The sequence below is a fragment of the Allobosea sp. BE125 genome (assembly GCF_031456075.1).
Lineage (GTDB): Bacteria > Pseudomonadota > Alphaproteobacteria > Rhizobiales > Beijerinckiaceae > Allobosea.
In genome coordinates this window covers 309968-335571 of the sequence record NZ_JAVDTY010000004.1, presented here as the reverse complement: position 1 = coordinate 335571, position 25604 = coordinate 309968, and the positions used below count along the sequence as shown (strand labels likewise).

Genomic DNA, 25604 nt, shown 5'->3' with positions numbered 1-25604 from the left:
GCGCGGGGAACCCCTCTCCTGCATCGAAGTCGGGTATACCCGACTTCGACACTCCAAGTGCTGAACCCGGGTATACCCGGGTTCAGCGAGAGGGGTAGGGGTGAGGTGTCGGTCCCTGGACCAGTCGAGCGCCAACCTCACAGCGAGGCAGCGCTGAGGCCGCAGCCAAAGCGTCAAACGGCCGACCGCTCACCCTGCCCTCTCCCTACGGGAGAGGGTTCTATGCCGAGGTTCCGGGCTCAGGCCTGCGGCCTGCCCCGGAACAACAGTGCGGATCGTGAGAAAGCCCGCGCTCAGAGGCCGCGGTCGAAGCGCAGTTCGCCGGCCGCGCCCTGGACGACGAGCTTGCCGTCGACGAGGTCCCACTTGCGGGCTGCCCGCAGCGCGGTGAGAAAAGCGCGCTCGAAATCGAGCAGGCCCTTGTCGCAGGTCCGCTTGGTCAGGGCGAGCGGCCCGACCGCGAGGCCCTGCTGGCGCAGCGGATAAGCGGCAGCCGAAAAAGTGTTGCAGCCGCCAAAGCCCGTGCCGCGCAGATTGGCGTCGATCAGGAAGGTGGCGCGGCGGTCGGAGATCGGCTTGCCGTTCAGCGAACTCGCGGCCCAGGAGGCGCCGACCGGGAAGGACTTCTCCTGCTCGGCTGGCGGAATCTGCTGCTGTTGCTCCTGGGGCGCGCCCCGGCCGCCGCCGCGACGCTGGGCCTCGGCAGGACCCGCGATGAGCGACGCCATCGGCACGAGTGCGGCGAGAAGGGCGGCATAGCCAAGGCGTCGGTTCGTCATTCTATCACCCGCAGTCATGCCCGTGACGATAGCGCACGGGTTCTCCCTGTTGAAAGCGCGTAACGGCGTATTGTTCCGGGATCAATCAGGAAGGTGAGCCATGGACCCGAATTGCGGGATTTATGGGGCCTGAGAGACTGTTTGACAATTCGAGCCCTCATCCTGAGGAGCCGCGAAGCGGCGTCTCGAAGGATGAGGGCTCGGGGTGTTTCCAAACAGCCTCTGAGCCCGCCGACATCAGCAATCTCCGCCGCCCCGTTTCCGGCGCGGCGGCTAGAGCGTTTTCGCGCGAAATGGATACCGGTTCGCGTGAAGAAAACGCGTCAAAACAAAGGCCTAGAGCAATTGAACGATCCAGCTGGATCGTTCAATTGCTCTAGATGCGCGCCAGCAGCCGCTCGATCAGCGGATTGGCCCTGCGGAAGACGTAATCGGGCGCGCTCACCGTGATTTCGTCCGCGCCCGAGCGCGCGAGATGCTCGACCAGCGCGAACACCGACTTCTCCGGGCAGTGCAGCACCTGCACGCCGCCCTGCCCGGCCAGGCCGAAAGGCAGCCTCGCGCCGAACTGGGTGGTGATCGCCTCCAGGGCCTCCGGTGTCGTGCCGATATCGCGGGCGCGGATCTCGCGCACGGTGCGCGCCTCTTCCTCGGCGGCGATTCGCGACAGGATGGCGGTCGCGGCAGCGCGCGCCCGTGCGCCCCAGGGCGCCCGCACAGAGGCGACGAGATTGGCTTCCGACGCCAGCATCACGCCATCGTCGAGCACCTTCAGGGCGTTGGCCGCCAAGGTGCTGCCGGTCGTGGTGATGTCGACCACGATCTCGGCCGTGCCGGCGGCCGGCGCTCCCTCGGTCGCGCCCAGGCTCTCGACGATGCGGTAATCGGCAAGTCCGTGCTGCGCGAAGAAGCGGCGGGTCAGGTTCACATATTTCGTGGCGACGCGCAGCTTGCGGCCCTGGCGGATGCGCATGGTCGAAGCGACGTCGTCGAGATCGGCCATGGTGCGCACATCGATCCAGGCCTGGGGCACCGCGACGACGACATTGGCATGGCCGAAGCCGAGCGGGGTCAGCATCTCGACGGCGGCATCGGCATCGGGAACCTGCTCGCGCACCAGATCCTCGCCGGTGACGCCGAGATGGGCCGCGCCCGAAGCCAGCTGGGCGACGATCTCGGAAGCCGAGAGGAAAGCGACCTCGGCCCCCTCCAGCCCGGCGATGGTGCCGCGATAGTCGCGCGCGCCGCGCGACTGCACGAATTTCAGCCCGGCGCGGCCGAAGAAGGCGGTGGCGTTCTCCTGCAGCCGGCCCTTGGAGGGCACGGCGAGGACGAGGGCCGGATCGCTCATGACTTGTCTCCCGCCAGCCGGTCGAGCCAGAGCGAGGCGCCCACCGCCGGAATGGAACCGGGCGCCCCGAGCCGCCCCAGCACATGGTCGTAGCGCCCGCCGCCGGCGACCGGCTTGCCGTCAGCGCGGGCGGCATCGTGCAATTCGAAGATGAAGCCGGTGTAGTAGTCGAGATTGCGGGCGAAACCGGCGGCGAAGGCGATCTGCGTCACATCGACCCCGCGCACGGCAAGGAAGCCGGTGCGCTCGTCGAAGGCGTCGAGCTCACGGCCGAGATCGAGCGAGGCGCGCTCGGCCAGCGCGCGCAGCGAGGCCGACGCCGTATCGGGATCGCCGGAGATGGCGAGCACCTGGCCGAGCAGCGCCTTGACGTCGGCATTGACCGGGTTCTCACGCTCGGCCGCCCGCGCCAGGAAGCGCTCGGCGATGTCACCGGCGGTGCGGCCGCCCACCGTCGAGATGCCGGCGATCGACAGGACATCCTCGACGAAGGCTTTTGCCGCCTTGGGATCCTGGCCTTCCAGCGCCTTGAGCAGGCCGGCATGAGCGGCATCGCCCTCAGGCTGCGGGGCGTCGAGCGCGGCGGTGGCATCTGCGCCCTTGCCCTGCACCGCCGCGCGCATGAAGCGACGGCGCGCGCCCTGAGGCACGGCGAGCCCGTCGAGCAAGGCGTTGAGCAAGGCGACATCGCCCATCACGATCTTCGGCTGGGCGAGCCCGAGCGCGGCGGCGGCCTCGATCGTCAGCGCCATGATCTCGGCGTCGGCGGCGGCGAAATCCGTGCGGCCGAAGGATTCAATTCCGGCCTGCGAGAACTCGCCGGGCTCACCCGAGCGCATGCGGAAGACCGGACCGGCATAGGCATAGGCCGCTGGCTCGGTCGAGCGTGAAGCGATGTGATCGAGCGCGACGGGAATGGTGTATTCGGGGCGCAGGCACCAGTCGCGCCCCTCGGCGTCCTGCGTCATGAAGATGCGGCGGCGGATATCCTCGCCGGAGAGGTCGAGGAAGACATCGGCGGGCTGCAGGATCGCCGGTTCGGCGCGGCCATAGCCCTCACGCGCGAAAAGCGCGATCACGGTCTCGATGCTGGCACGAATGGCGGGCACGGCGGTTGATCCTGTTGCGGCCGCTGTCCTAGCAGCGGCGTGCGGTATTTTCGACGGTTTTTAGGGAATTGGGTGAACGCTCTTCCTTCTCCCCTCGGGGGAGAAGGTGTCTGCGGAGCAGACGGATGAGGGAAGTGGAGCCCTGCAGCGTCCTTCCCTCATCCGACCCGGCTATGCCGGGCCATCTTCTCCCCCGAGGGTAGAAGGGTTTACCCGTGCCGCTTCAGCACCCGCCTCACGCCCTCGACCAGCTCCGCCACCGGCACTGCGAACTGCGCCTGCGCCTGCCGCTCCTTGTGCTCGGCGGAATCCTTGACCTCGCGCCCGGCGGCGGCGAGCTCGGCCCCCAGGATCAGGTCCTTGATGATCACGGTGCCGGCATCCCGTTCAGAAGAACCTTGAATGACGGCGCAGACCGCGCCGCGCTTGTCGGCATATTTCATCTGGGCGTTGAAGCCCGACGAGCCGAGATAGAGATCGGCCCGCAGCAAAGGCTTGCCGGCCTCGTCCCTGGCCTGGCGCAGCTGCGAGACGAAAGCCTGATAGCCCGGCATGTGCTCTGGCGACTTGTTGTCCATCGCGGTGACGACGACGAGCGGGAGCTCGGCCTTGGCGTCGACGATCGGCGACTTCACCGCCTTCAGCGCCGAATAAAGCCTGGACACGCCGATCGAGAAGCCGACTGCCGGCACCGGCTCGGGCCGGAAGCGACCGACAAGCCCGTCATAGCGCCCGCCGCCGGCGACCGAGCCGAAGCGCACGACCTGTCCGTCGTCATTGGTGACCGGGAAGGTGAGCTCCACCTCGTAGACCGAGCCGGTGTAGTATTCGAGGCCGCGGACGACTGAGGGATCGATGCGGATGCGATCATCGCCATAACCTGATGCGACCAGCAATTTCGACATCTCGTCGAGCGTATTGACGCCTTCATACAGAACCGGATTCTCGCTGCTGAGCGAATCCCAGGCTGTCTTGCTGACATCCCAGTCTTCAATACCGGTCAAAACGTCGAGGAAGGCAGTGCGGCCTTCGTAAGTTGAAAAATCGGAGCGAAGCAGTGCCAAGACAACATTGCTCTGCGGCTCACTCAGCCCCGCACCCTTGGTGAAATCCCCGCTCTCATCCTTGCGGCCATCACCCAGCAGCAGCTTCACGCCCTCCGGCCCGAACTTGTCGAGCTTGTCGATAGCGCGCAGCACGGTCAGCCGGCGGCCGGCATTCTCCTCGCCGCCCAGCCCGATCGCCTCCATCACGCCGTCAAGCACCTTTCGGTTGTTGACCTTGACGACATAGTCGCCGCGCTTGATGCCCAGCGCTTCCATCGTGTCCGCCGCGAGCATGCAGATCTCGGCATCGGCCGCGACGCTCCCCGCGCCGACGATATCGGCATCGAACTGCATGAACTGGCGGAAACGGCCGGGGCCCGGCTTCTCGTTGCGGAAGACATAGCCGACTTGGTAGCCGCGATAGGGTTTCGGCAGCGCGTCGTAATTCTCCGCGACATAGCGGGCGAGCGGCGCGGTCAGGTCGTAGCGCAGCGAGAGCCACTGCTCGTCATCGTCCTGGAAGGAGAAGACGCCCTCATTGGGCCGGTCCTGATCGGGCAGGAATTTGCCGAGTGCGTCGGAGAACTCGACGAAGGGCGTCTCGACCGGATCGAAGCCATAACGCGAAAAGCTCTCGCGGATGACGCCGAGCATGCGTTCGGTCGCCGCGACATCGGCGGGGCCACGATCGACGAAACCGCGCGGCTGGCGGGCTTTGAGCTTGTCGGGCTTCGACATGGGATCTACTTCTCGGTGATGCGCGGCAGCGGCCGGCGCCGCTGGGTTCTTCCGCGTCGGGTTAGCCCGCTGGCGCGCCAGGGGCAAGCGCAGCGGCCGTCATCGCGCTGGTTTGGCAATGACAGCGCCGCAGCACCGCGTCGCGCAGCATGGGGGAAGACATGATCACCCGCCGGCTCCTGGGCGTCTTCGCCTGCCTCTTCGCCGCCGTCCTGCTGAGCGCCTGCAGCCCCAGCGAGGCCGACCAGCGCAAGGCCTTCATCGCCTTCCTTAGGGATGACGTGCTCTCCAAGACGGGCTTGCGCCTGCCGCAACCCGACGCCGAGAAGCAGAAATCCTTCGGCGCCTATGCCGAGCACTATGCCGTCATCACCCGCTTCCATGAGCGCATGAACGCCTCCGTCGCCAAACCCATGCAGGAGACGCTGGCCAAAAGCATGCCGCGCTCGATCGAGGATATCGTCACGCGCAAGGCCGATCTCGTCACCGTGCGAAGCGGCTTTGTCGGCATGCGCGAGGCGCTTGACCAGGCGCTCGCGGCGGCCGGCAGCGAGAAGGCGGCGCTGAAGCAGCCCGAGGATCTCGCGAGCGTCTTTGCGGCTGTCTACGATAAGGCCGTCACCGCGCCGACCACGGCGTTCCGCCAGGTCTTCCCGACCGCCGACGACGCTTTTGCGGCGATCATCGCGCTTGCCGATCTGATCGAGAGCAACCGGAAGGCGATCAAGCTCAACGGCTCGCAGATGGAGATTTCCAACCCCGCTTTGCGCACCAAGGTCCAGGCCGCGCTTGAAGCGATGAACGCCAAACAGCGCGGCATGACCGAGGCGCAGCAGACGCTGCGCCGGGCGGTTTTCGGGAATTAGGGCGCGCCCTCCCTTCTCCCCTGGCGGGAGAAGGTGGCTCGGCGAAGCCGAGACGGATGAGCGGGCGCTGTGAGTTCTCCGTGTGCTGCACACGACGCCAACCGGACGGGGCACGGCGCCCCCTCATCCGGCGCTGCGCGCCACCTTCTCCCGCCAGGGGAGAAGGGAAGAGAGTTGTCGCGGCTCCCGCGCCTGCTGGTTTTCAGACCGCCGCCCCTGGGAAGGGAAGCAGCCCGCTACTCCGCTGCAATCAGCCGCGCCGGCTCCCGGAGCGGCGCATCGGCGATCCCCGCTGCCGCCAGCTTGTCGGGCAAGGGGCCGCCCGTCGCCCAGTCGAGCAGTTCGGCCGTATGCACCACAGGCGTCTTCGCACCCTTGTCGGCGAAACCCTTGGCGAGCTGGGTCATGCAGCCGATATTGCCGGTCGCGACCAGCACCGGCCGGGTCTTCTCGATATTGCCGATCTTGCGCTCGCGCAGCTGTCCGGCGATCTCGGGCTGGAGGATGTTGTAGACGCCGGCCGAGCCGCAGCAGATATGCCCCTCCGGCACCTCCTTGACCTTGAAACCGGCGGCCGAGAGCAGCCGCTTGGGGCCGTCCTTGAGCTGCTGGCCATGCTGCATCGAGCAGGCGGAATGGTAGGCGATCGGGATCGCGAGATCGCGCGCATGGCGCAGATCGATCGTCTCGAGGAACTCGGTCACGTCCTTGGCCAGGCCTGAGACCGTCGCCGCCGTCTTGGCGTAGGCCGGGTCGTTGCGGAACATGAAGCCGTAATCCTTGATCGTGGTGCCACAGCCCGAAGCCGTGATCAGGATCGCATCCAGCCCCTCGCCGGTGATTTCGGCCATCCAGGCGTCGATATTGCGGCGGGCGAAGGCAAGCGCATCATGCTCGCGGCCCATATGGTGGACGAGCGCGCCGCAGCAGCCTTCGCCCTTGGGCAGCACGACCTCGACGCCATGGCGCGTCAGCAGGCGGATCGTCGCTTCGTTGATCGCGGGATCGAGCACCGGCTGGGCACAGCCCGACAGGAGCGCGACGCGCTTGCGGCGCACGCCGGTGACGGGGAAGCTTTGCGGCCCCTCCATCGTCGAGCGCGACGGCAGGCGGGCAGGCGCGAGCGCCAGCATCGCCTTCAGGCGCGCGCCGACGCCCGGCAGGCTGCCGAGCACACCCGCAAAGGGCTTCGCCAGCATCGCGCCCAGCATGGCGAGCCGGAAGCGGCCGGGATGCGGCAGGATCGCCGAGAGCAAGCGGCGCAGCGCCTTGTCGGCGAAGCCGCGCTCATAGGTCTCCTCGATATGGGCCCGGGCATGGTCGACAAGGTGCATGTAGTTCACCCCCGAGGGGCAGGTCGTCATGCAGGAAAGGCAGGAGAGGCAGCGGTCGACATGCTTCACCACCTCTTCGGTGGCGGGCTTGCCGTTCTCCAGCATGTCCTTGATCAGGTAGATGCGCCCGCGCGGGCTATCGAGCTCGTCGCCGAGCAAGAGATAGGTCGGGCAGGTCGCGGTGCAGAAGCCGCAATGCACGCAGGTGCGCAGGATCTTCTCCGAAGCCGGCAGGCGCGGGTCGGAAGCAAGATGGGCGGGGGAGAAGTTGGTCTGCATGGCTACGCTCTGATCGTCCTGTCACCCGCAACGGCTCTTCCCTTCTCCCGGATGGGAGAAGGTGGCGCGGAGCGCCGGATGAGGGTGTGCCCTCCCAATAGGAGGCGCTGCGGCTCCGTCGAACCACAACAATCAGCGGCACACCCTCATCCCTGCCCTTCTCCCATCCGGGAGAAGGGTTCCCCGCGCCTCTCTCAAATCCCCGCATACATCCGGCCCGGCTCGAAAATCCCGGCCGGGTCGAAACTCGTCTTGATGCCCGCCGTGACCCGCAGCAGCGGTTCCGCCAGCGGCTCGAACACCGGCACGCTGGCGCGGATCGCGTCCGAGGCGCGCACCAGCGTGGCGTGGCCGCCGAGCGGTTTGATCGCGGCCCGGATCGCGGCGGCGCCGGCATCCTCCGCATCGGGCACCGCGAGCCAGACCAGCCCGCCGCCCCAATCATAGAACCAGCGCGCCTGTGGCAGCGCATTCGCGATGGCGGCCGTCGCCCTGGGGCCGTTCGTCGGCGCCAGCGACAAGCGCCAGACCGCCTCCTGGGTGTCAGCGAAGAAGCCGGCGTCGCGCACATCCTGCCACAGCGCCTCGGAGGCCGCCCCTTCCAGCATCTCCGGCGCGCCATGGGTGGCGAGGAGCGCGGCGAGCTCGGCGGCGCGATAGTCGATCGAGGCGGAGAAATTCTCCAGCCGCAGCAGCGTCCGAGCCTCAGCCGAGCCGTTTCCGATCCAATTGGATCGTTCAACAGCTCCAGCTCTTTGTTTTGACGCGTTTTCTTCACGCGAACCGGTGTCCACTTCGCTCGAAAACGCTCTAGCGCCGATGCCGGCCGGCAGATGCGCCGCTGCGAAAGGCTCGAAGGGCGAGCCGAGCGCAGTCGAGAGCAGCCCGACCGCCGCCTCGTCCGGCAGACCGCGCCAGACCAGCGTGACGACGCGCTCCGGCTTCGGCAGCACGCGGAAGACGACCTCGGTGAGGAAGCCCAGCGTCCCGAAGCTGCCGGCGACGAGCTTCACGAGATCAAGCCCGGTAACGTTCTTCATCACCCGCCCGCCGGACTTGATCGCCTCGCCCCGGCCATTGATCAGCCTGATGCCGATGAGCGAATCGCGCGCCGCGCCGGCATTGATGCGGCGCGGGCCGGAGATGTTGCCCGCCGCAACCGCCCCGATCGTCGGTTCACCTTGCGTGCCGAGCAGCGCGCGATGATCCATCGGCTCGAAGGGCAGCATCTGGCCGCGTTCGGCCAGCGTCTCCTGCACGAGTGAAAGCGGCGTGCCGGCGCGCGCGCCGATCACCATCTCGGCCGGCTCATAGAGCGTGATGCCGGTGAGGCCGGCGCTGGAGAGCGTGCTTGCCGCCTGCGACGGCCGCCCGAGACCGCTGCGCGTGCCGCCGCCGCGAATGGCGAGCGGTATGCCGCTGGCAACCACGGATTTGACGACGAAGCAGGCCTGCGCCTCGGTGGTGGGGGTGTGGATGATCACGCGCCACCTCCTGTCTTTCCGGGGCTTCGCGCAGCGAAGAACCCGGAACCCACGACGGGGTGACACATGTCAAACAAGCCCTTCATAGAGGTCTTTCCATTCGGGATTCATGTCCTCGATCAGTGTGATCTTCCAAGCCCTGCGCCACTTCTTCAGGATCTTTTCGCGGTCAATGGCATCCCGGATGTCCTCGAACTGCTCGTACCAAACCAGCCGATCAACACCATAGCGACTCGTGAACCCTGCATTCTGCTTCGACTTGTGTTCATAGGCACGCCTCGCAACATCGTTGGTGACGCCCAGATAAAGTGTACCGCTCCGCTTGCTGGCCACGAGATAGACGAAATAGGTCATCGCGCTCACCCAGTCGTGGGTTCCGGGTTCTCGCTTCGCGAGCCCCGGAATGACAGTTTTACGCTGCCACCCTGCCCTCGAGTGGAAACACCTTCGCGGGATTGAGCAGCCACTGCTCATCAAACACCGCCCTCACACGCATCTGCTGCTGCAGATCCTCGGGATTGAACTGCACCGTCATCAGGTCGCGCTTCTCGATGCCGACGCCGTGCTCTCCGGTCAGGCAGCCGCCGACCTCGACGCAGAGCTTGAGGATGTCCATGCCGGCATCCTCGGCCTTCTGCGCCTCGACCGGGTCGTTGCAGTTGTAGAGGATCAGCGGGTGGAGGTTGCCGTCGCCGGCATGGAAGACATTGGCGACGCGCAGGCCATAGCCCTTCACGATCTCAGCCATGCGCCGCAGCACATGCGGCAATTGCCCGGTCGGGATCGTGCCGTCCATGCAGATATAGTCGGCGATGCGCCCGGTCGCGCCGAAGGCGGATTTGCGGCCCTTCCAGATCGCTGCCGTCTCCATCGCCGACTTGCTCTCCTTGACCGTCTTGACGCCATGCTCGCGGGCGATGGCCACGATGCGGGCGAGCTGGGCATCCATCTCTGCATCCGAGCCCTCGACCTCGATGATCAGGAGCGCCTCGACATCCATCGGGTAGCCGGCATGGGCGAAGGCCTCGCAGATCTCGATCGCCGGCTTGTCCATGAACTCCATCGCGACGGGAATGATACCGGCGCCGATGATGGCAGCGACCGCCTCGCCCGCCTGCTCGCTGGTGGGAAAGCCGAAGAGCACCGGCCGCGCGCCTTCGGCCGAGCGCAGGATGCGCACGGTCGCTTCCGTGACGATGCCGAGCTGGCCTTCCGAACCGACGATCAGCCCGAGGATGTCGAGGCCGGCGGAATCGAGATGGGCGCCGCCGATGTCTACGACGCTGCCGTCGAGCATCACCAGCGTGACGCCGAGCACATTATTGGTGGTGACGCCATATTTCAGGCAATGCGCCCCGCCCGAGTTCATGCCGATATTGCCGCCGATCGAGCAGGCGAGCTGCGAGGACGGGTCGGGCGCGTAGAAGAAGCCTTCCGCCATGACCTCGCCGGTGACGGCGAGGTTGGTGACGCCGGCCTGCACTTTCGCCGTGCGGTTGGCGTAGTCGATCTTGAGGATGCGGTTCATCTTGGAGACGCCGATGACGACCGCGTCCTCCTGCGGGATCGCGCCGCCGGCGAGCGAGGTGCCCGCCCCGCGCGGCACGACAGGCACGCCCTGCGCGCTGCAGAATTTCAGCACCGCCGCGACCTCCTGCGTGGTCGAGGGCAGCACGACGGCCAGCGGCAGGCGGCGATAGGCGGTCAGCGCATCGGTCTCGTAAGGACGGCGCTCATCGGCCGAGGTGATCAGCGCCTCGGGCGCGACCAGCTTGGCCAGACCGGCGATGATCTCGTCGCGGCGAGCGAGGATGCTCTCGTCGGGCACGGGAAAGGCGATGGCGGACATCAACAGCCTCGATCGTTGCAGACATTCCTGCTTCCCGTCATTGCGAGCGCAGCGAAGCAATCCAGTCTCATAGAGCGCGGCGGCCCTGGATTGCTTCGTCGCTGCGCTCCTCGCAATGACGATGGCGGCGAGCCACGCTCAAGATGGAGCATGGCCGCAACAATCCTAGACCAATTCCAACTGGCTTGCAGTGCAACCAACGTCCATGATTATTTCCAATTCGGAAAAGATGAGGGCGCTATGGACCGGTTCGGCGATCTCGACGTCTTCGCCCATGTCGTCACGGCCAAGAGCATGTCGGCGGCGGGCCGCCAGCTCAACCTCTCGCCGGCCGTGATCTCCAAGCGCATCCGGCGCCTTGAGGAGCGACTCGGCGTGCGCCTGCTGCAGCGCACGACGCGGCAGCTCTCGCTGACCGAGGCCGGCCAGGGTTTCTATGAGCGCGTGGTCTCAGTGCTGTCCTCGATCGAGGATGCCGAGGCCTGGGTCGCCAGCGGCGCCGGCCAGGCGCGCGGCACATTGCGCGTCTCGGCGCCGACCTCCTTCGGGCGGCTGCATATCGCGCCGCATCTCAAGCCCTTCCTCGACGCGCATCCGCAGGTGACGGTCGACCTGATCCTGGGCGACGCCTTCGTCGACATCGTCGGCGAGGGCTTCGATCTGGCTGTGCGCATCGCCGACCTCCAGGATTCGAGCCTCGTCGCCAAGCGGCTTGCGCCGAATCACCGCGTGCTTTGCGCCACGCCGGGCTATCTCGCCGCGGCCGGCACGCCCGGCAGCATCGAGGATCTGGCGCGCCATACGCTGATTGCGCACAACGCCGACCATTGGCGATTGGACGGGCCGGGCGGTCCGGTCAGCGTGCGCGTCAACGGCCCCTTGCGGACCAATTCGAGCGAGGTGGTGCGCGAGGCGCTGCTGGCCGGCCTCGGCATCGCGCTGCGCTCGACCTGGGATGTCGGGCCGGAGCTGAAATCGGGCGCCTTGCAACGCGTCCTGCCGGAGTATTCCGTCGGCAAGCGCGTCGCGGTCTACGCGGTCTATCCCAGCCGCCGGCATATGGAGCAGAAGGTGCGCGCCTTCGTCGATTATCTCGGCGAGCTCTATGGCGCGACACCGTATTGGGATGAGGGGCTGGGGTTGTGAGGCACGTGGTTGGCGAAGCCGCCGATCTGTGCTCCCGATAGCCCGACACCAAAACAGCCCAGGGATTGGAAATCATGTTCGGCGTTCTCGAAGGCACCGGCGTCGAGGTTCTCGACCCGCGCTTCCATCGCATCGTCCCCGGCTCCGCCCGCGTCGAGCGGCTCTGGACCGGTGCGCGCTGGTCGGAAGGGCCGGCCTGGTTTGCCGCCCACAACACGCTGGTCTGGTCGGACATCCCCAATGACCGGATGCTACGCTACGACGCGCTGACCGGCCAGGTCGGCGTCTTCCGCCAGCCGGCCCGGAACTCCAACGGCAACACGGTCGATCGCGCGGGCAGGCTCGTGACCTGCGAACATGGCGGGCGTCAGGTGACGCGCACCGAGCATGACGGCTCCGTCACCGTGCTGGCGAGCCACTTCAACGGCAAGCGGCTGAACTCGCCCAATGACGTGGTGGTCAAGTCGGACGGCTCGATCTGGTTCACCGACCCCGATTACGGCATTCTCACCGACTATGAGGGCAATAAATCCGACAGCGAGATCGGGCGTTGCAACGTCTATCGAATAGATCCGCAGTCAGGCGCCGTGACCATCGTCACCGATGATTTCGTCAAGCCCAACGGCCTCGCCTTCTCCCTCGACGAGAGCATCCTCTACATCGCCGACACCGGCGCGAGCCATGACCCCGTCAACGGCCCGCGCCATATCCGCGCCTGCCGGCTCGGCGCGGATGGCGCGACGCTCGGGCGCTCCGAGATCTTCGCGACCTGCACGGCCGGCCTGTTCGACGGCTTCCGGCTGGATGTCACCGGCCGGATCTGGACCAGCGCGGCCGATGGCGTGCACATCTACCATCCCGACGGCACGCTGATCGGCAAGGTCGCGATCCCCGAGATCGTCGCCAACCTCGCCTGGGGCGGCCCCAAGCTCAACCGCCTGTTCATCTGCGGCACGACATCGCTCTATGCGGTGATGACGCACACCAACGGGGCGCGCTGAACGCGCGACCGAGCCACGGGCCGCCTCACGGTTCGTGGCATAGGCCTTGCTGAATTGCATGCAGCTTCCCGCATAGAGGTGCATGCATGTTCAAACGCTTGGCAATCACAGCCGCGCTTGCCTTTTCCTTGGCCAGCGCGGCGCAGGCGGAATCGGTCGTCCGCTACGGCATCTCGCTCGCCGACATCCCGCTGACCTCCGGCCAGCCCGACCGCGGCGCCGGAGCCTATAAATTCACCGGCTACACGCTCTACGACCCGCTGGTCGCCTGGGAGATGGACATCGCCGACAGGCCGGGCAAGCTCGTGCCCGGGCTCGCGACCGAGTGGAAGGTCGACGCCAACGACCAGAAGAAGTGGCTCTTCACCCTGCGCGAGGGCGTGAAGTTCCATGACGGCAGCGCCTTCGATGCCGCCGCCGTGGTCTGGAACCTCGACAAGGTGCTGGACGAGAAAGCCCCGCACTACGACCGCCGCCAGGCCGCGCAGGTCAAGCCGCGCCTGCCGTCGATCGCGAGCTACCGGGCGGTCGATGCGAAGACCGTCGAGATCACCACCAAGGCGGTCGACTCGTTCTTCCCCTACCAGATGCTCTGGTTCCTGGTTTCGAGCCCGGCGCAATATGAGAAGCTCGGCAAGGACTGGGACAAGTTCGCGCTGACGCCCTCGGGCACCGGCCCGTTCAAGCTCGACAAATTCGTGCCGCGCGAGCGCGCCGAGCTCGTCAGGAACCCGGATTACTGGAACAAGAACCGCCTCGCCAAGGTCGATCGCCTGATCCTGCTGCCGATCCCGGAGGTGCTGGCGCGCACCAACGCGCTGATCACCGGCCAGGTCGACCTGATCGAGACGCCGGCTCCCGACACCGTGCCGCGCCTCAAGCAGGCCGGCATGAGGATCGTCGAGAACGTCACGCCCCATGTCTGGAACTACCATCTCAGTGTGGCGCCGGGCTCGCCCTGGACGGATCTGCGCCTGCGCAAGGCGCTGAACCTCGCCATCGACCGCAACGGCATCGTCGAATTGCTCAACGGCCTCGCCAAGCCGGCCGTCGGCCAGGTCGATCCGGCGAGCCCCTGGTTCGGCAAGCCGAATTTCCAGATCAAATATGATCCCGATGCCGCCAGGAAGCTCCTGGCCGAGGCCGGCTATTCCAAGGAAAAGCCGCTGAAGGCGACCTTCGTCATCGCCCAGGGCGGCACCGGGCAGATGCAGTCGCTGCCGATGAACGAGTTCATCCAGCAGAACCTCCGGGATGTCGGCATCGAGCTCGACTTCAAGGTCGTCGAGCTTGAGGTGCTCTATACGCGCTGGCGCAAGGGCGCGAAGGACGAGATGAACGCCGATGTGACCTCGAACAACATCGCCTATGTCACCTCCGACCCGCTCTACGCGATCATCCGCTTCTTCCACTCCAACCAAGTCGCGCCGGTCGGCGTGAACTGGGGAACGTGGTCGAGCCCGGCGGTCGACGCCTTGCTGGACGAGGCCACCAAGACCTTCGACGTCGCCAAGCAGGATGAATTGCTGGCCAAGGCCCATGCCCAGATCGTCGACGACGCCGTTCTGGTCTGGGTGGTGCACGACACCAACCCGCATGTGCTTTCCCCGAAGATCAAGAAGTTCGTGCTGGCCCAGCACTGGTTCCAGGATCTGACCACGATCGGGGTGGATTGAGGAAAAACCGCGCCGCCGGATTCAGCCGCCCGGCGGCGCGTCCTTGATGCGGGCGACGATAAACGGCATCGCCAAGCCGATCAGCAGGAAGCGCGTGAGATGGTGGGAGCCGACATAGAGCGTGTCGAGCCCCATGGCGAAGGCGAGCATCGCCATCGCCTCAAGCCCGCCCGGCGCGAAAGCGGTCATCGCGCTGGCATAGGGCACACCAGCCAGCTGAGCCGCCGGCCAGGCGAAGGCGAAGGCAACGGCGATCGAGACGAAGAAGCCGCCGACCGCAAGCGGGAACAATCCCAGAAGCTCCGGCCGGGGGATATGCGCGATGCGCCCTCCCATCGTGGAGCCCAGCAACACCAGCACGGCCGTCTGGATCTCGGGTGGCAGTGTGCCGTGGACTAACCCCGTACCGTGCAGGACGGCGCTGGCGAAGGTCGCGCCGAACATCATTGGCGCCGCCATGCGCAGCCGCTCGAAGACGAGCCCGACCGCCAGGCCGCAGAGCAGCACGAACAGCATCGTGTCGGCCCCGACGATATCGGCGCGCGGCACCGGCGCCGCCGAATGGGCCCCGCTCAGCTGCATCGCGCTCGGGAGCAGCGCCACCAGGACAAGCAGGCGGAAGAGCTGAACCACCGAGATCCGGCCAATATTGGCGCCCTTCGCCTGCGCCACGGCCAGCACCGTCGCGAGCGCGCCCGGTGCCGAGGCGAGCAGCGCATCGATCCAGGACCAGCGCGCGACATAACGCAGATACGCCCCGGTCAGGATCATGATCGCCGCCATGCCGAGCAGAAGCACGACGAGCGAGGCCGGGTAGCGGGCAGCGGCGGCGAGCGCCTCGGGCGTCGCCGCCGAGCCGATGATCGTGCCGGACAGCAGCACCGTCGAATCGAACCACGACCGGCGCAGAACAGGGAGCGGGCGCAGGAAGGCAACCGTCGCACTCAGCATCATCGAGCCTGACAGCCAGGCCGCAGGCGCGCCCAGCAGCGCGAAGGCGGCACCGCCAAGCCAGGCGATGCCGATGGTCACGGCCTCGCGACCCAGAACCGCCGGTCGCGTCGAGGGATAACCGAAAAGCGCCATCGCATCCACGACCGCGCCAAAAGCGGGCGGCTCCGGCGCACTCATGAACGCGGGGCGCGGCGAGGTCAATTTCGCCGCTGCGCCGGCAGCGCAACGATACCCTGCAGCGAAAGCGCGCCGGCATTACCCGGCGGCGAGCGCCTTCTGGAGCCGCGCCACGACCTCGACGAGGTCGGAGGCCTTGCGCGCGAAGCAGAGCCGCAAGCCGGTCTCGCCGCCCGGTCCGAAGGCGGTTCCCGGCGCGAGGCCGACATTGGCCTTGTCGACCAGTTCGATCGCCAGCGCCCGCGAGTCGCTGCGGCCGTCGACGCTGAAGAACTGATAGAAGGCGCCGTCAGGCGCCGCGAGCGAGACCCGGTTGGTCGCCAGCAAGCCCTCGGCGATGATCTTGCGGCCTTCGGCGGCGCGGGCGATCTGCTGCGCGACGAAGGGCTCGCCCTCCTCGAGTGCGGCGATGGCGGCGCGCTGGACGAAAACGGGCGAGCCCGAGGTCGAATACTGGATCAGGTTCTCGATGACCTGGCCGAGCGCAGCGGGCGCCTCGATCCAGCCGACGCGCCAGCCGGTCATGGCCCAGTTCTTCGAGAAGGTCTGGACGAAGAGAACGCGGTCGTCGGCCTCCATCACGTCATGGAACGAGGCGGCGCGCGGGGAGCCGTCATAGACGAAGCGGGCATAGATCTCGTCGGCGATGATCCAGATGCCGTGCTTGCGGGCAAGCGCGAGCAGCGCGCCCATCTCCGCCTTCGTCGCGGTCCAGCCGGTGGGGTTGGCCGGCGAGTTGATCACCAGCGCGCGGGTCCTGGGCGTGATTGCGGCGGCGAGCTTGTCGAGATCAAGCTTGAAACGGCCATGCTCCAGATCCATCGGCACGCAGACGGCCGTGGCGCCGGCGATGCCGATCGCGGCGGCGAAGTTCGGCCAGGCCGGGGTCGGGATCACCAATTCGTCGCCGGGCCCGGCGATCATGCGGACCGCGATCTGGACCGACTGCATGCCCGATCCGGTGACGAAGAAGCGGTCGGAGGAGAAGGGCTGGCCGTAGAGCGTCGTGTGGTAGCGGGCGAGCGCCTCGCGCAATTCGGGGATACCGCGCTGCCAAGTGTAGAAGGTCTCGCCATCGGCCAGCGACTTGTTGGCGGCGCGCGCGATGAAATCGGGCGTCGGGAGGTCGCCCTCGCCGACCCAGAGCGGGATCAAGCCCTGCTTGAGGCGGCCGTGATTGACCACCTCGACTATGCCGCTTTCCGGCGCGTTGCGGGCTTCTGGCCTCAGATCGGCGATCAGGCTGGCGCCCGGCAACGTCGTGGTGGTCATGAACTGAACCTCGCGAAAGTGACCCGCCTTCCTTTAGCCGATAGCGGCGCGGGCAAGCATGAAATCGCGAGATCGGGTCGATCGGTCGCGGTGATGAATCGCCGCGACCGATCGAAGAATTTTCAGGCCGACTGCTTCTTCAGAAGGTCGCGGATTTCAGCGAGCAGGACGATGTCCTCGGCCGGGGGAGCGGGCGGCGCCGGCTCGGCGGCCTTGGTGCGCTGCAGCCTGTTGATCCCCCGCACGACCAGGAACAGAACGAAGGCGATGATCAGGAAGTTGATCGCCACGGTCACGAAGGAACCATAGGCGAAGACAGCGCCCTGCTTCTTGGCCTCGACGAGGATGGGAGAGGTCACCGCCTTGTTGAGGCCAATGAAGTAGTTCGAGAAATCGACGCCGCCGAGCGCTCCGATGAAAGGCATGATCACGTCGCCGACCAGCGAATCGACGATCTTGCCGAAGGCCGCGCCGATGATCACACCGATGGCGAGATCGACCACATTGCCCTTCAGTGCGAATTTCTTGAATTCCTCAAGCATGGTCTGCCCCCTTCTTGCGGCTGTCTTGCTCGCGGCGCGCGTTAGCTCCGTGCCGAAGCTGAAACGCTAACGGAGTCGCGCGGGCGTTAGAAGACCCCGCTCACCGCAAAGTTGCAGCCTGCACAGATAGCTAGAGCCCGCCCCATGCTCACAAGACCGCTCCAATTCGTCATGCTAGCCCTCGTGGTGAGGTCTCCACCGCAACCGACACAAAGCCGGAAAGTTGCCGTTCTGGGTGTCAGCTCAGAGTCGATAACCGAACTTCGCGACCGGCGCCGCAAACGACCTGATCGCGCCACAACCGGACATTGCGGCGCCGCCCGTAAGCGAACGATGGTTGCCTACTCAGCCAATGTTGATTGGCGATATCTGGACCAATAAAACGTCCAGAGAGACGCGTCTTGCCATTACGATTAACCATTGATCGTCAGCTTGTAGATTGGCTGCGCCGATTCGCTTGCAGCAACATTCTCCGCATGGATACAACCTATGCGGGGAACCGACGAACACAAAACGACATCACGCCGGGGCTGAAACGTGCTGAGACGGACCAAAAGCAGCCAGATCAGCTCCGGCTTCCGCTGCCAACCGCTGCTGCTCTCGACGGCTATCGCCGCTCTGCTCTGTGCCGCGGGAATGCGGCCGGCAAGCGCGCAATCCGTCACAGGCGGCGGCGATCTGAACCCAGGCCCCGCCCAATCGCCCAACTGGGCCGTCGGCGGCGATCTCCGGGTCGGCGATACCGGCATCGGCCAGCTTGACATCAGCGCCGGCGGAACCGTCACCAACGATCGCGGCACGATCGGCGACGGCCTGGGCAGCAATGGCACGGTCACGGTTTCCGGAACTGACGGCAGCGGCAACGCATCGACCTGGACCAATACGAACGACCTCGTCATCGGCCAGTCCGGTACCGGGTCGCTGACCATCCTGGGTGGCGGAAAGGTGAGCAGCCAGACCGGCACGATCGCCGGGGATCTCGGCAGCCAGGGCACCGTCACGGTCTCGGGCGTCGACGGCAACGGCAACGCCTCGACATGGACCAATGCCGGCAATCTCGCTGTCGGCTCCGACGGAGTCGCGACATTGCAGATCCTCGCCGGCGGCCAGGTTTCGAATGCCTGGGGCAGCATCAGCGGCGGCAGCAACGCGCTGGTCAGCGGACAGGGCTCGTCCTGGCAGAACAACGGCCGGCTGAGCATCGGCGTGTTCGGTGCCGGAACTCTGCGCGTCGAGGGTGGCGCGACGGTTTCGAGCGTGGACGGCGTCGTCGGCAGCGGTGCCCAGGGCGATGTCGTGCTGACCGGCGCGGGCACGACCTGGACCAATACTGGACAGTTCACCGTCGGCAGTTTCGCCGTGGGTACCTTGCGCATCGAAGCCGGCGCAACCGTCACTAGCAATCAGGGTTATATCGGCGCCAACAGCACCGGCAGCGTCACCGTGACCGGAGCGGGCTCGAAATGGGTGATGTCGCCATTTACCCTCACCATCGGCAATGTCGGAACGGGCTCGCTCACCGTCGAGAATGGCGGGCTGGTTCGCGCAGAAGGCGGAGTCCGAATCGGTGAGAGCTCAGGCGCCAGCGGGATATTGGTTGTGCAGGGCCCGGCGAATAATCGCGGCGTTTTGGAAACCCGCCGGATTTTCGGTGGCACCGGCACTGCCAGTGTCACCTTTGATGGCGGCCTGCTGCGTGCCACAGCAGACAATCCCAATTTCTTCGCAGGTTTCGACACCCGCACCATCAACATTGGCGCGAATGGCATCGTCATCGACACGGATGGCCACGATATCGGCATGTCGCCCAACTTCACCGGCGCGGGAGCCTTGATCAAGGATGGCGCGGGCAAGCTGGAGCTGACCGGCAACAGCGGCTCGACCTTCACAGGTGCCGGCAGCGTGGTGGCAGGTACACTCGCCGTGAACGGCGTCCTCGGGGGGACGATGGAGGTCATCAGCGGCCGCCTGCAGGGCATCGGCACGGTCGGCTCCACGATCAACCAGCTGGGCGGCACGATTGCGCCGGGCAATTCGATTGGCACGCTGACGATCAACGGCAATTATCTCGGCAATGGCGGCCGGCTCGAAATCGAAACCGTGCTAGGCGGCGATGCCTCGCCATCCGACCGCCTCGTCATCATCGGCAGCACGGCGGGATCGACCCTCGTAACGGTGCTGAACCAGGGCGGAGCCGGCGCGCAGACCATCGAAGGCATCAAGATCGTCGATGTCGGTGGAGCCTCGAACGGCGTCTTCACGCTCCAGGGCAATTACGTCTTCCAGGGGCAGCAAGCCGTCGTCGCCGGTGCCTATGCCTACACCTTGCAGAAGAACGGCATCAGCACGCCGAACGATGGCGACTGGTATCTACGCTCGGCTTATATGGCGCCGCCCTCCGCTCCTGGCTCATCGTCAACCGTCGCGGGTCCGATCTACCAGCCCGGAGCGCCCATCTACGAAGTCTATGGCCAGGTCCTGCAGAGCCTGAACGAACTTCAGACTCTGCGTCAGCGCGTCGGCGAGCGCTTCGACGGCCGGACCGACGATGCATCGAACGCAGCAGGCCGTGCGATCTGGGCCCGCATCGATGCTGTTCACAGTCGCGTCACACCGGGCTTCTCGACGACCGGCACGAGCTACATGGTCGATAGCTGGCGCCTGCAGACCGGTGTCGACGGGCAGGTTTTCGCCGGCGAAGCCGGCACGCTCGTCGGAGGTCTGACGCTGCATCATGGCGAAGCGTTGGCCGACATCGCCTCGGTCTTCGGGCGCGGCAAGATCAAGGCCGCGGGTAGCGGCTTCGGCGGCGCGCTGACATGGTATGGCGCGTCAGGCTTCTACGCCGATGCGCAGGCCAAGCTCAGCTGGTTCGACAGCGACCTGTCCTCCACGACGGCAGGGCGTCAGCTCGCCAAGGGCAAGGCCGGCTTCGGCTATGCGCTGGGGCTCGAACTGGGACAGCGCATCGCGCTTTCCGATAGCTGGTCGCTGACGCCGCAGGCGCAGCTGACCTATTCGCCAGTCGATGCTGACAGCTTCGTCGATCCGTTCGGCGCCCGCGTCGCTCTGACCGACGGCGACAGCCTGCGCGGACGGCTCGGAATGTCGGCCGATTACCGGCAGAGCTGGCGCGACAGCGCCGGGCAGTCGGTCAATGCCTCGCTCTACGGCATCGCGAACCTGCACTACGAATTCCTCGACGGAACGACGGCTACCGTCGCGGGAACGCCTTTGATCAGCCGTGGAGAGCGGCTCTGGGGCGGGCTCGGTCTCGGTGCAAAATACGAAACGGGTCGCTATGCGCTCTATGGCGAGATCGAGGCCCAGACCAGCCTCGCCCACTTCGCCGACAGCCATAGCATCACCGGCCGTGGAGGGCTGAGGATTCGTTGGTAAAAAATGGGGTGGCTTGCCCGAACGGTTCGCGCCAGCGTGTTGTGGCGACAGCGACGAGGCGGGCCAGTCGCTTCGCGGATGATGGCGCAGCGGAAGACTGTGCAGCATCGTCCTTCGAAGGTCATGTCATCGCTACCGCTGCCCGATCGAGCAACCAAATAGGCCAGTAAGCAAGCTTTCCTAACATCGGCATCGGGCCAGCTCTCGGCGGCAAGGCAGCTCGCTGAACCGCCCAAAAGCGGACCTTCCCTGTGACCGCAAACGGCCAATTTCGGTCGCCGCCCCAACGGGCAGCGAATGTCCAACTTGGGTCGGAAGCAGGCAATGTCGCCCGCCTGAAGAACGGACCTGAATTATCGCCGGGATCGCGTGTCGGTCTTGGTGAACTCCCGCCCTTGTGGCGAGCATCCACGTCCTGAACACCGCCCTCGCCCCGCGAAGACGTGGATGGTCGGGACAAGTACACAGCTATCCGGTTCGCCGTGAACGCCCGATCGGAAAGCTTCGTTCATTGAAGGCTTTCCAGCGGGCGGGGACAGACGGGACAAGCGCGGGGAACCCCTCTCCCGGATGGGAGAGGGGCAGGGGTGAGGGCAGGCCAGAAAACCAGATCGCGCAAGCGGCTCCGCATCGTCTCCTGCGCTTTCAGGATGAAGCCGGCGTTGCGGCGCGGTCGCGTCTCAATAATCAGCGGCAGGCCCTCATCCCTGCCCTTCTCCCATCCGGGAGAAGGGTTCCCCGCGCTCTTCATCCGGCGCTTCGCGTCACCTCCGCCCGCGAGGGGAGAGCCGTGCATGATCCGCTCAGAGACCAAAACCTCAACCGGACAGCCGTGGGACAAGCCCGACCATGACGCGCAACGTCGTGCTCATGCGTTTCGCATGGGAGGCCGACATCATCAGCCCCTGGCTAAGCCGGACAGGCAGTCGCGCCGAAAGCGCTATGGCGAGGGGCACGCTGCGAGGTTAGGTTGCGCAACGCCGAATTGCGGCGCTGGAGGCGCAATGATCCCCGCATGGTCCGTGATCCTGGTGGCGCTGGCCTATCTGTGCGGCCTGTTCGCGGTCGCCCATATCGCCGACACGTCCGGGCACAGGCTGATCACCGGCCGGGCGCGCGCGACGATCTATGCGCTGGCGCTTGGCGTCTACTGCACCTCCTGGACCTTCTACGGCTCCGTCGGCTTCGCCAACCGGGCCGGCTTCGACTTCCTGGGCATCTATGTCGGGCCGATCCTGGTGATCGGCTTCGGCCACCGCTTCGTCGGGCGCATCGTCGAGATCGCCAAATCGCAGAACATCACCTCGATCGCCGATTTCGTCGGCGCGCGCTACGGCAAGAGCGAGCGCGTGGCGGCGCTGGTCTGCATCGTCGCGGTCATCGGGGCGCTGCCCTATATCGCGCTCCAGCTCAAGGCGGTGGCGAATTCGCTCTCGGTCTTCCTGATCGCGACCGGCGGCCATGCGCTGACGCCTGAGGTTCCGGTCCTGAACGACCTCGCCTTCCTGGTGGCGATGGTGCTGGCCGGCTTCGCCTGCGCCTTCGGCACGCGGCATATCGATGCCACGGAGCACCAGGACGGCCTCGTGCTCGCGATCGCGGTCGAATCGCTGATCAAGCTCGTCGCCTTCCTCGTGCTCGGCATCTTCATCGTCTACGGCTTGTTCGACGGCGCCGGCGATCTCCTCGCCAAGGCGGCGCGATTGCCCAACGGCGCGCCGCCGCTCTGGGAGCGGACCTCGAGCTGGCCGACCTTCCTCACCCTGACCCTGCTCTCCTCCTGCGCCGCGCTGCTGCTGGCGCGGCAGTTCCACATGACGATCGTCGAGAATCGCGACGCCCGCGACGTCCGCCGCGCGGCCTGGATGTTTCCGCTCTATCTCATCCTGATCAATCTCTTCGTGCTGCCCTTGGCGATGGCCGGCGAATTGCTGATGCCGGGCGCCGAGATCGACCGCGACATGACCGTGCTGCTGCTGCCGCTGCAGAGCGAGGCCAGCCTGCTCGCGCTGATCGTCTTCGTCGGCGGGCTCTCGGCCGCGACCGCTATGGTGATCGTCGCCTCCGTCGCGCTCGCAATCATGATCTCGAACCACCTCGTCATGCCGCTGCTGCTGCGCGGGCGCGGCGGGCTGAGCGACCCCGCGAGATCCATGGCGATGCTGACCGCGCAGCGCGGCGGCAGCGCCAACAGCAACGGCACGACGGGCGGCGATCTCGGCTCGCAGGTCGTGATCATTCGCCGCGCCGCGATCCTGCTCGTGATCCTGCTCGGCTACGCCTATTACCGCGCCGCCGGCGAGGCGGCCCTGGTCTCGATCGGACTGCTCTCCTTCGCCGCGACGGCGCAGATTGCGCCGGCCTTCTTCGGCGGGCTGGTCTGGCGGCGCGGCACGGCACTCGGCGCCGCGGCAGGCCTGACGATCGGCATCCTGGTCTGGGCCTATACGCTCCTGCTGCCGAGCCTCGGCCATCCCGGCAGCCTCTGGGAGGCGCTGGTCACCGAGGGGCCCTACGGCATCGCGGCGCTGCGGCCGGAAGCGCTGCTGGGGCTCGACCTGCCGGCCCTGCCGCATGGCGTGGTCTGGAGCCTGGGCCTCAACATCCTCGCCTATATCGGCTTCTCGCTGCTGCGGCCGGCCAATGCGATGGAGCGGCTGCAGGCCAACGCCTTCGTCGAATCCGACAAGGCGACGATGGCGCAATCCTTCTCGCTCTGGCGCTCCAGCGTCACGGAAGCCGAGTTGCAATCGACCATCGGCCGCTATCTCGGCCAGGAGCGGACGCAGCGCGCCTTCGAAGGCTTTGCCAGCGGGCGCGGCGAGGAGCCCAACGCCAATCGCGAAGCCGATATCCATATGCTGCGCTTCGGCGAGCATCTGCTCTCCTCGGCGATCGGTGCGGCCTCCTCGCGCCTCGTGCTGTCGCTCCTGCTACGGCGGCGCAACCTCTCCACGGAAGCCGCCTTCAAGCTGCTCGACGACGCTTCGGCCGCGCTGCAATACAACCGCGACATCCTCCAGCACGGGCTCGACCATGCCGGCCAGGGCATCACCGTGCTCGACCGGAACCTGCGCCTGCTCGCCTGGAACCAGGCCTTCATCCAGCTCTACGACCTGCCGCCCTCACTGGTGCGCTTCGGCACCGGCCTCGACGAGGTCGTGCGCTACAATGCGGCGCGCGGCGCCTATGGCGACGGCCAGCAGGACGAGTTGATGGCGGCGCGGCTGGAGAGCTTCGTCAGGGATCGCGAGCCGGTGCGGCTCAAGCTCTACCCGTCCAAGAAAGTCATCGAGATCCGCTCCAACCCACTGCCCGATGGCGGCCTCGTCACGACCTATACCGACATCACCCAGGCGGTGGAGGCGCATGAGGAGCTCGAGCGCACCAACGAGACCCTGGAGCGCCGCGTCGCCGAGCGCACCGAGGAGATCCTGCGGGTCAACACCGAATTGCAGCGCGCCAAGGCCGAGGCCGACGAGGCCAATGCCTCAAAAACCCGCTTCCTCGCCGCCGCCAGCCACGACATCCTGCAGCCATTGAACGCAGCCAGGCTCTACGCCACCTCGCTGGTCGAGCGCGACCGCACCGCCGGCAGCCCCGACCTCGCCGAGAACATCGACGCCTCGCTCGATGCGGTCGAGGAGATCCTGACCGCGCTGCTCGAGATCTCGAGGCTCGACGGCGGCGCATTGAAACCCGAGATCACGGCCTTCCGCGTCGACGAATTGATGCGCCAGCTCCAGCGCGAATTCGAGCCGAGCGCGCAGGAGAAGGGCTTGAAGCTCGTCTTCATGCCGACGGCGATGGCGCTGCGCTCGGACCGGCGCTTGCTGCGCCGCCTGCTGCAGAACCTGGTCTCGAACGCGATCAAATACACACCCAGCGGCAAGATCGTGGTCGGCTGCCGGCGGCGCGGCGCACAGGTTTCGGTCGAGGTGCTCGATACCGGGCTCGGTATCCCGCAAAGCAAGCAGAAGACGGTGTTCCGCGAGTTCCAGCGGCTCGACCAGGGGGCGAAGGTAGCGCGCGGCCTCGGGCTTGGCCTCTCCATCGTGCAGCGCATCGCGCGCACGCTCGACCACAGGCTGACCCTGGTCTCGACGCCGGGACGCGGCACGCGCTTCTCGGTTCTGGTGCCGCGCGCCTCGCCGCTGCCGGCGATGTCGACCAGCGCCGCGCCGCGCCATGCGCCGGCAGGCCAGCTCGCCGGGCTGAAGCTGCTGGTGCTCGACAATGAGCCGGCGATCCTCGACGGCATGAAGCAGTTGCTGGGCGGCTGGGGCTGCACGGTCGCGATCGCGGCCAGTGTCGAGGAGGCCCAGCTGTCGCTGCGCACGCATGGCGACCCCGACGTGCTGATCGCCGATTACCACCTCGACCATGGCAACGGGCTGACTGCGATCAGCACGCTGCGCCAGCGCACCAGCGCCGCCATGCCCGCGATCCTGCTGACGGCCGACCGCACGCCGCAGGTGCGCGAGGCGGCCGCCGCGCTCGATGTCCACCTGCTGAACAAGCCGCTGAAGCCCGCAGCCCTGCGCGCGCTCCTGGCGCAGTGGCGGGCGACGCGGCTGGCGGCGGAGTAGCGGGAAGCCCGCT

Annotated in this window: 17 protein-coding genes; 6 read left to right on the top strand and 11 right to left on the bottom strand. The window is 66.6% G+C overall.

Going from position 1 to position 25604, the window contains the following annotated elements; translation table 11 throughout:
• Positions 1-293: 293 nt before the first annotated feature.
• The 4 genes from J2Y55_RS12320 to hisS all read right to left on the bottom strand — a co-directional run bounded on the left by J2Y55_RS12320 (position 294) and on the right by hisS (position 5023).
• The gene (locus J2Y55_RS12320) at positions 294-779 is read right to left on the bottom strand and encodes an META domain-containing protein (RefSeq protein WP_310152964.1); all 486 of its coding nucleotides are present in this window, start codon (positions 777-779) and stop codon (positions 294-296) included.
• Between the two features lie 376 nt (positions 780-1155).
• Positions 1156-2130: an ATP phosphoribosyltransferase gene (gene hisG, locus J2Y55_RS12315; protein WP_310152962.1), complete on the bottom strand. Its 975-nt coding sequence runs from the start codon at positions 2128-2130 to the stop codon at positions 1156-1158.
• A complete protein-coding gene (locus tag J2Y55_RS12310) occupies positions 2127-3239 on the bottom strand; it encodes an ATP phosphoribosyltransferase regulatory subunit (RefSeq protein ID WP_310152960.1) in 1113 nt (370 codons plus the stop codon). The genes hisG and J2Y55_RS12310 overlap by 4 nt, the downstream gene beginning before the upstream one ends.
• 209 nt (positions 3240-3448) lie before the next feature.
• On the bottom strand, positions 3449-5023 hold the full coding sequence (hisS, locus tag J2Y55_RS12305; RefSeq protein ID WP_310152957.1) for a histidine--tRNA ligase: 1575 nt from the start codon (positions 5021-5023) through the stop codon (positions 3449-3451).
• A 161-nt stretch (positions 5024-5184) separates the two neighbouring features.
• On the opposite strand from hisS, the gene J2Y55_RS12300 reads away from it, so the two are divergent.
• Positions 5185-5889, top strand: coding sequence for a DUF3053 family protein (locus J2Y55_RS12300; RefSeq protein WP_310152955.1), 705 nt, complete (start codon positions 5185-5187; stop codon positions 5887-5889).
• Positions 5890-6125: 236 nt separating this feature from the next.
• Here the strand turns inward: J2Y55_RS12300 and glcF are convergent, their stop codons facing one another.
• From glcF to J2Y55_RS12280, 4 genes are all read right to left on the bottom strand, one after another.
• Complete coding sequence (gene glcF / locus J2Y55_RS12295) at positions 6126-7502, bottom strand: glycolate oxidase subunit GlcF (RefSeq protein WP_310152950.1); 1377 nt, start codon at positions 7500-7502, stop codon at positions 6126-6128.
• Between the two features lie 194 nt (positions 7503-7696).
• Positions 7697-8986, bottom strand: coding sequence for an FAD-binding protein (locus J2Y55_RS12290; protein ID WP_310152947.1), 1290 nt, complete (start codon positions 8984-8986; stop codon positions 7697-7699).
• A 69-nt stretch (positions 8987-9055) separates the two neighbouring features.
• Positions 9056-9340 carry a GIY-YIG nuclease family protein gene (locus J2Y55_RS12285; RefSeq protein WP_310152944.1) on the bottom strand — a complete coding sequence of 95 codons (285 nt, stop codon included), beginning with the start codon at positions 9338-9340 and terminating at the stop codon, positions 9056-9058.
• Between the two features lie 58 nt (positions 9341-9398).
• Entirely contained in the window at positions 9399-10835 is a 1437-nt protein-coding gene (locus tag J2Y55_RS12280; RefSeq protein ID WP_310152941.1) for an FAD-linked oxidase C-terminal domain-containing protein, read from the bottom strand.
• Between the two features lie 240 nt (positions 10836-11075).
• Between J2Y55_RS12280 and J2Y55_RS12275 the strand changes: the two genes are divergently transcribed.
• The 3 genes from J2Y55_RS12275 to J2Y55_RS12265 all read left to right on the top strand — a co-directional run bounded on the left by J2Y55_RS12275 (position 11076) and on the right by J2Y55_RS12265 (position 14658).
• Entirely contained in the window at positions 11076-11981 is a 906-nt protein-coding gene (locus tag J2Y55_RS12275) for a LysR family transcriptional regulator (RefSeq protein WP_310152938.1), read from the top strand.
• A 74-nt stretch (positions 11982-12055) separates the two neighbouring features.
• On the top strand, positions 12056-12982 hold the full coding sequence (locus J2Y55_RS12270) for an SMP-30/gluconolactonase/LRE family protein (RefSeq protein ID WP_310152934.1): 927 nt from the start codon (positions 12056-12058) through the stop codon (positions 12980-12982).
• An 86-nt stretch (positions 12983-13068) separates the two neighbouring features.
• Complete coding sequence (locus J2Y55_RS12265; protein WP_310152931.1) at positions 13069-14658, top strand: ABC transporter substrate-binding protein; 1590 nt, start codon at positions 13069-13071, stop codon at positions 14656-14658.
• Between the two features lie 21 nt (positions 14659-14679).
• Here J2Y55_RS12265 and J2Y55_RS12260 read toward each other — a convergent pair whose 3' ends face one another.
• The 3 genes from J2Y55_RS12260 to mscL form a co-directional block, all read right to left on the bottom strand.
• On the bottom strand, positions 14680-15789 hold the full coding sequence (locus tag J2Y55_RS12260) for an AbrB family transcriptional regulator (RefSeq protein ID WP_310152928.1): 1110 nt from the start codon (positions 15787-15789) through the stop codon (positions 14680-14682).
• Positions 15790-15867: 78 nt separating this feature from the next.
• Positions 15868-17061 (bottom strand): pyridoxal phosphate-dependent aminotransferase, encoded by a 1194-nt coding sequence (locus tag J2Y55_RS12255; RefSeq protein WP_310152926.1) that lies wholly within the window; start codon positions 17059-17061, stop codon positions 15868-15870.
• A 122-nt stretch (positions 17062-17183) separates the two neighbouring features.
• Positions 17184-17603 carry a large conductance mechanosensitive channel protein MscL gene (gene mscL / locus J2Y55_RS12250; protein ID WP_310152923.1) on the bottom strand — a complete coding sequence of 140 codons (420 nt, stop codon included), beginning with the start codon at positions 17601-17603 and terminating at the stop codon, positions 17184-17186.
• A 537-nt stretch (positions 17604-18140) separates the two neighbouring features.
• On the opposite strand from mscL, the gene J2Y55_RS12245 reads away from it, so the two are divergent.
• Together J2Y55_RS12245 and J2Y55_RS12240 are read left to right on the top strand one after the other, a co-directional pair.
• On the top strand, positions 18141-21002 hold the full coding sequence (locus tag J2Y55_RS12245) for an autotransporter family protein (RefSeq protein WP_310152920.1): 2862 nt from the start codon (positions 18141-18143) through the stop codon (positions 21000-21002).
• Positions 21003-22006: 1004 nt separating this feature from the next.
• Complete coding sequence (locus tag J2Y55_RS12240) at positions 22007-25591, top strand: hybrid sensor histidine kinase/response regulator (protein ID WP_310152917.1); 3585 nt, start codon at positions 22007-22009, stop codon at positions 25589-25591.
• The last annotated feature ends 13 nt before the right edge of the window (positions 25592-25604 follow it).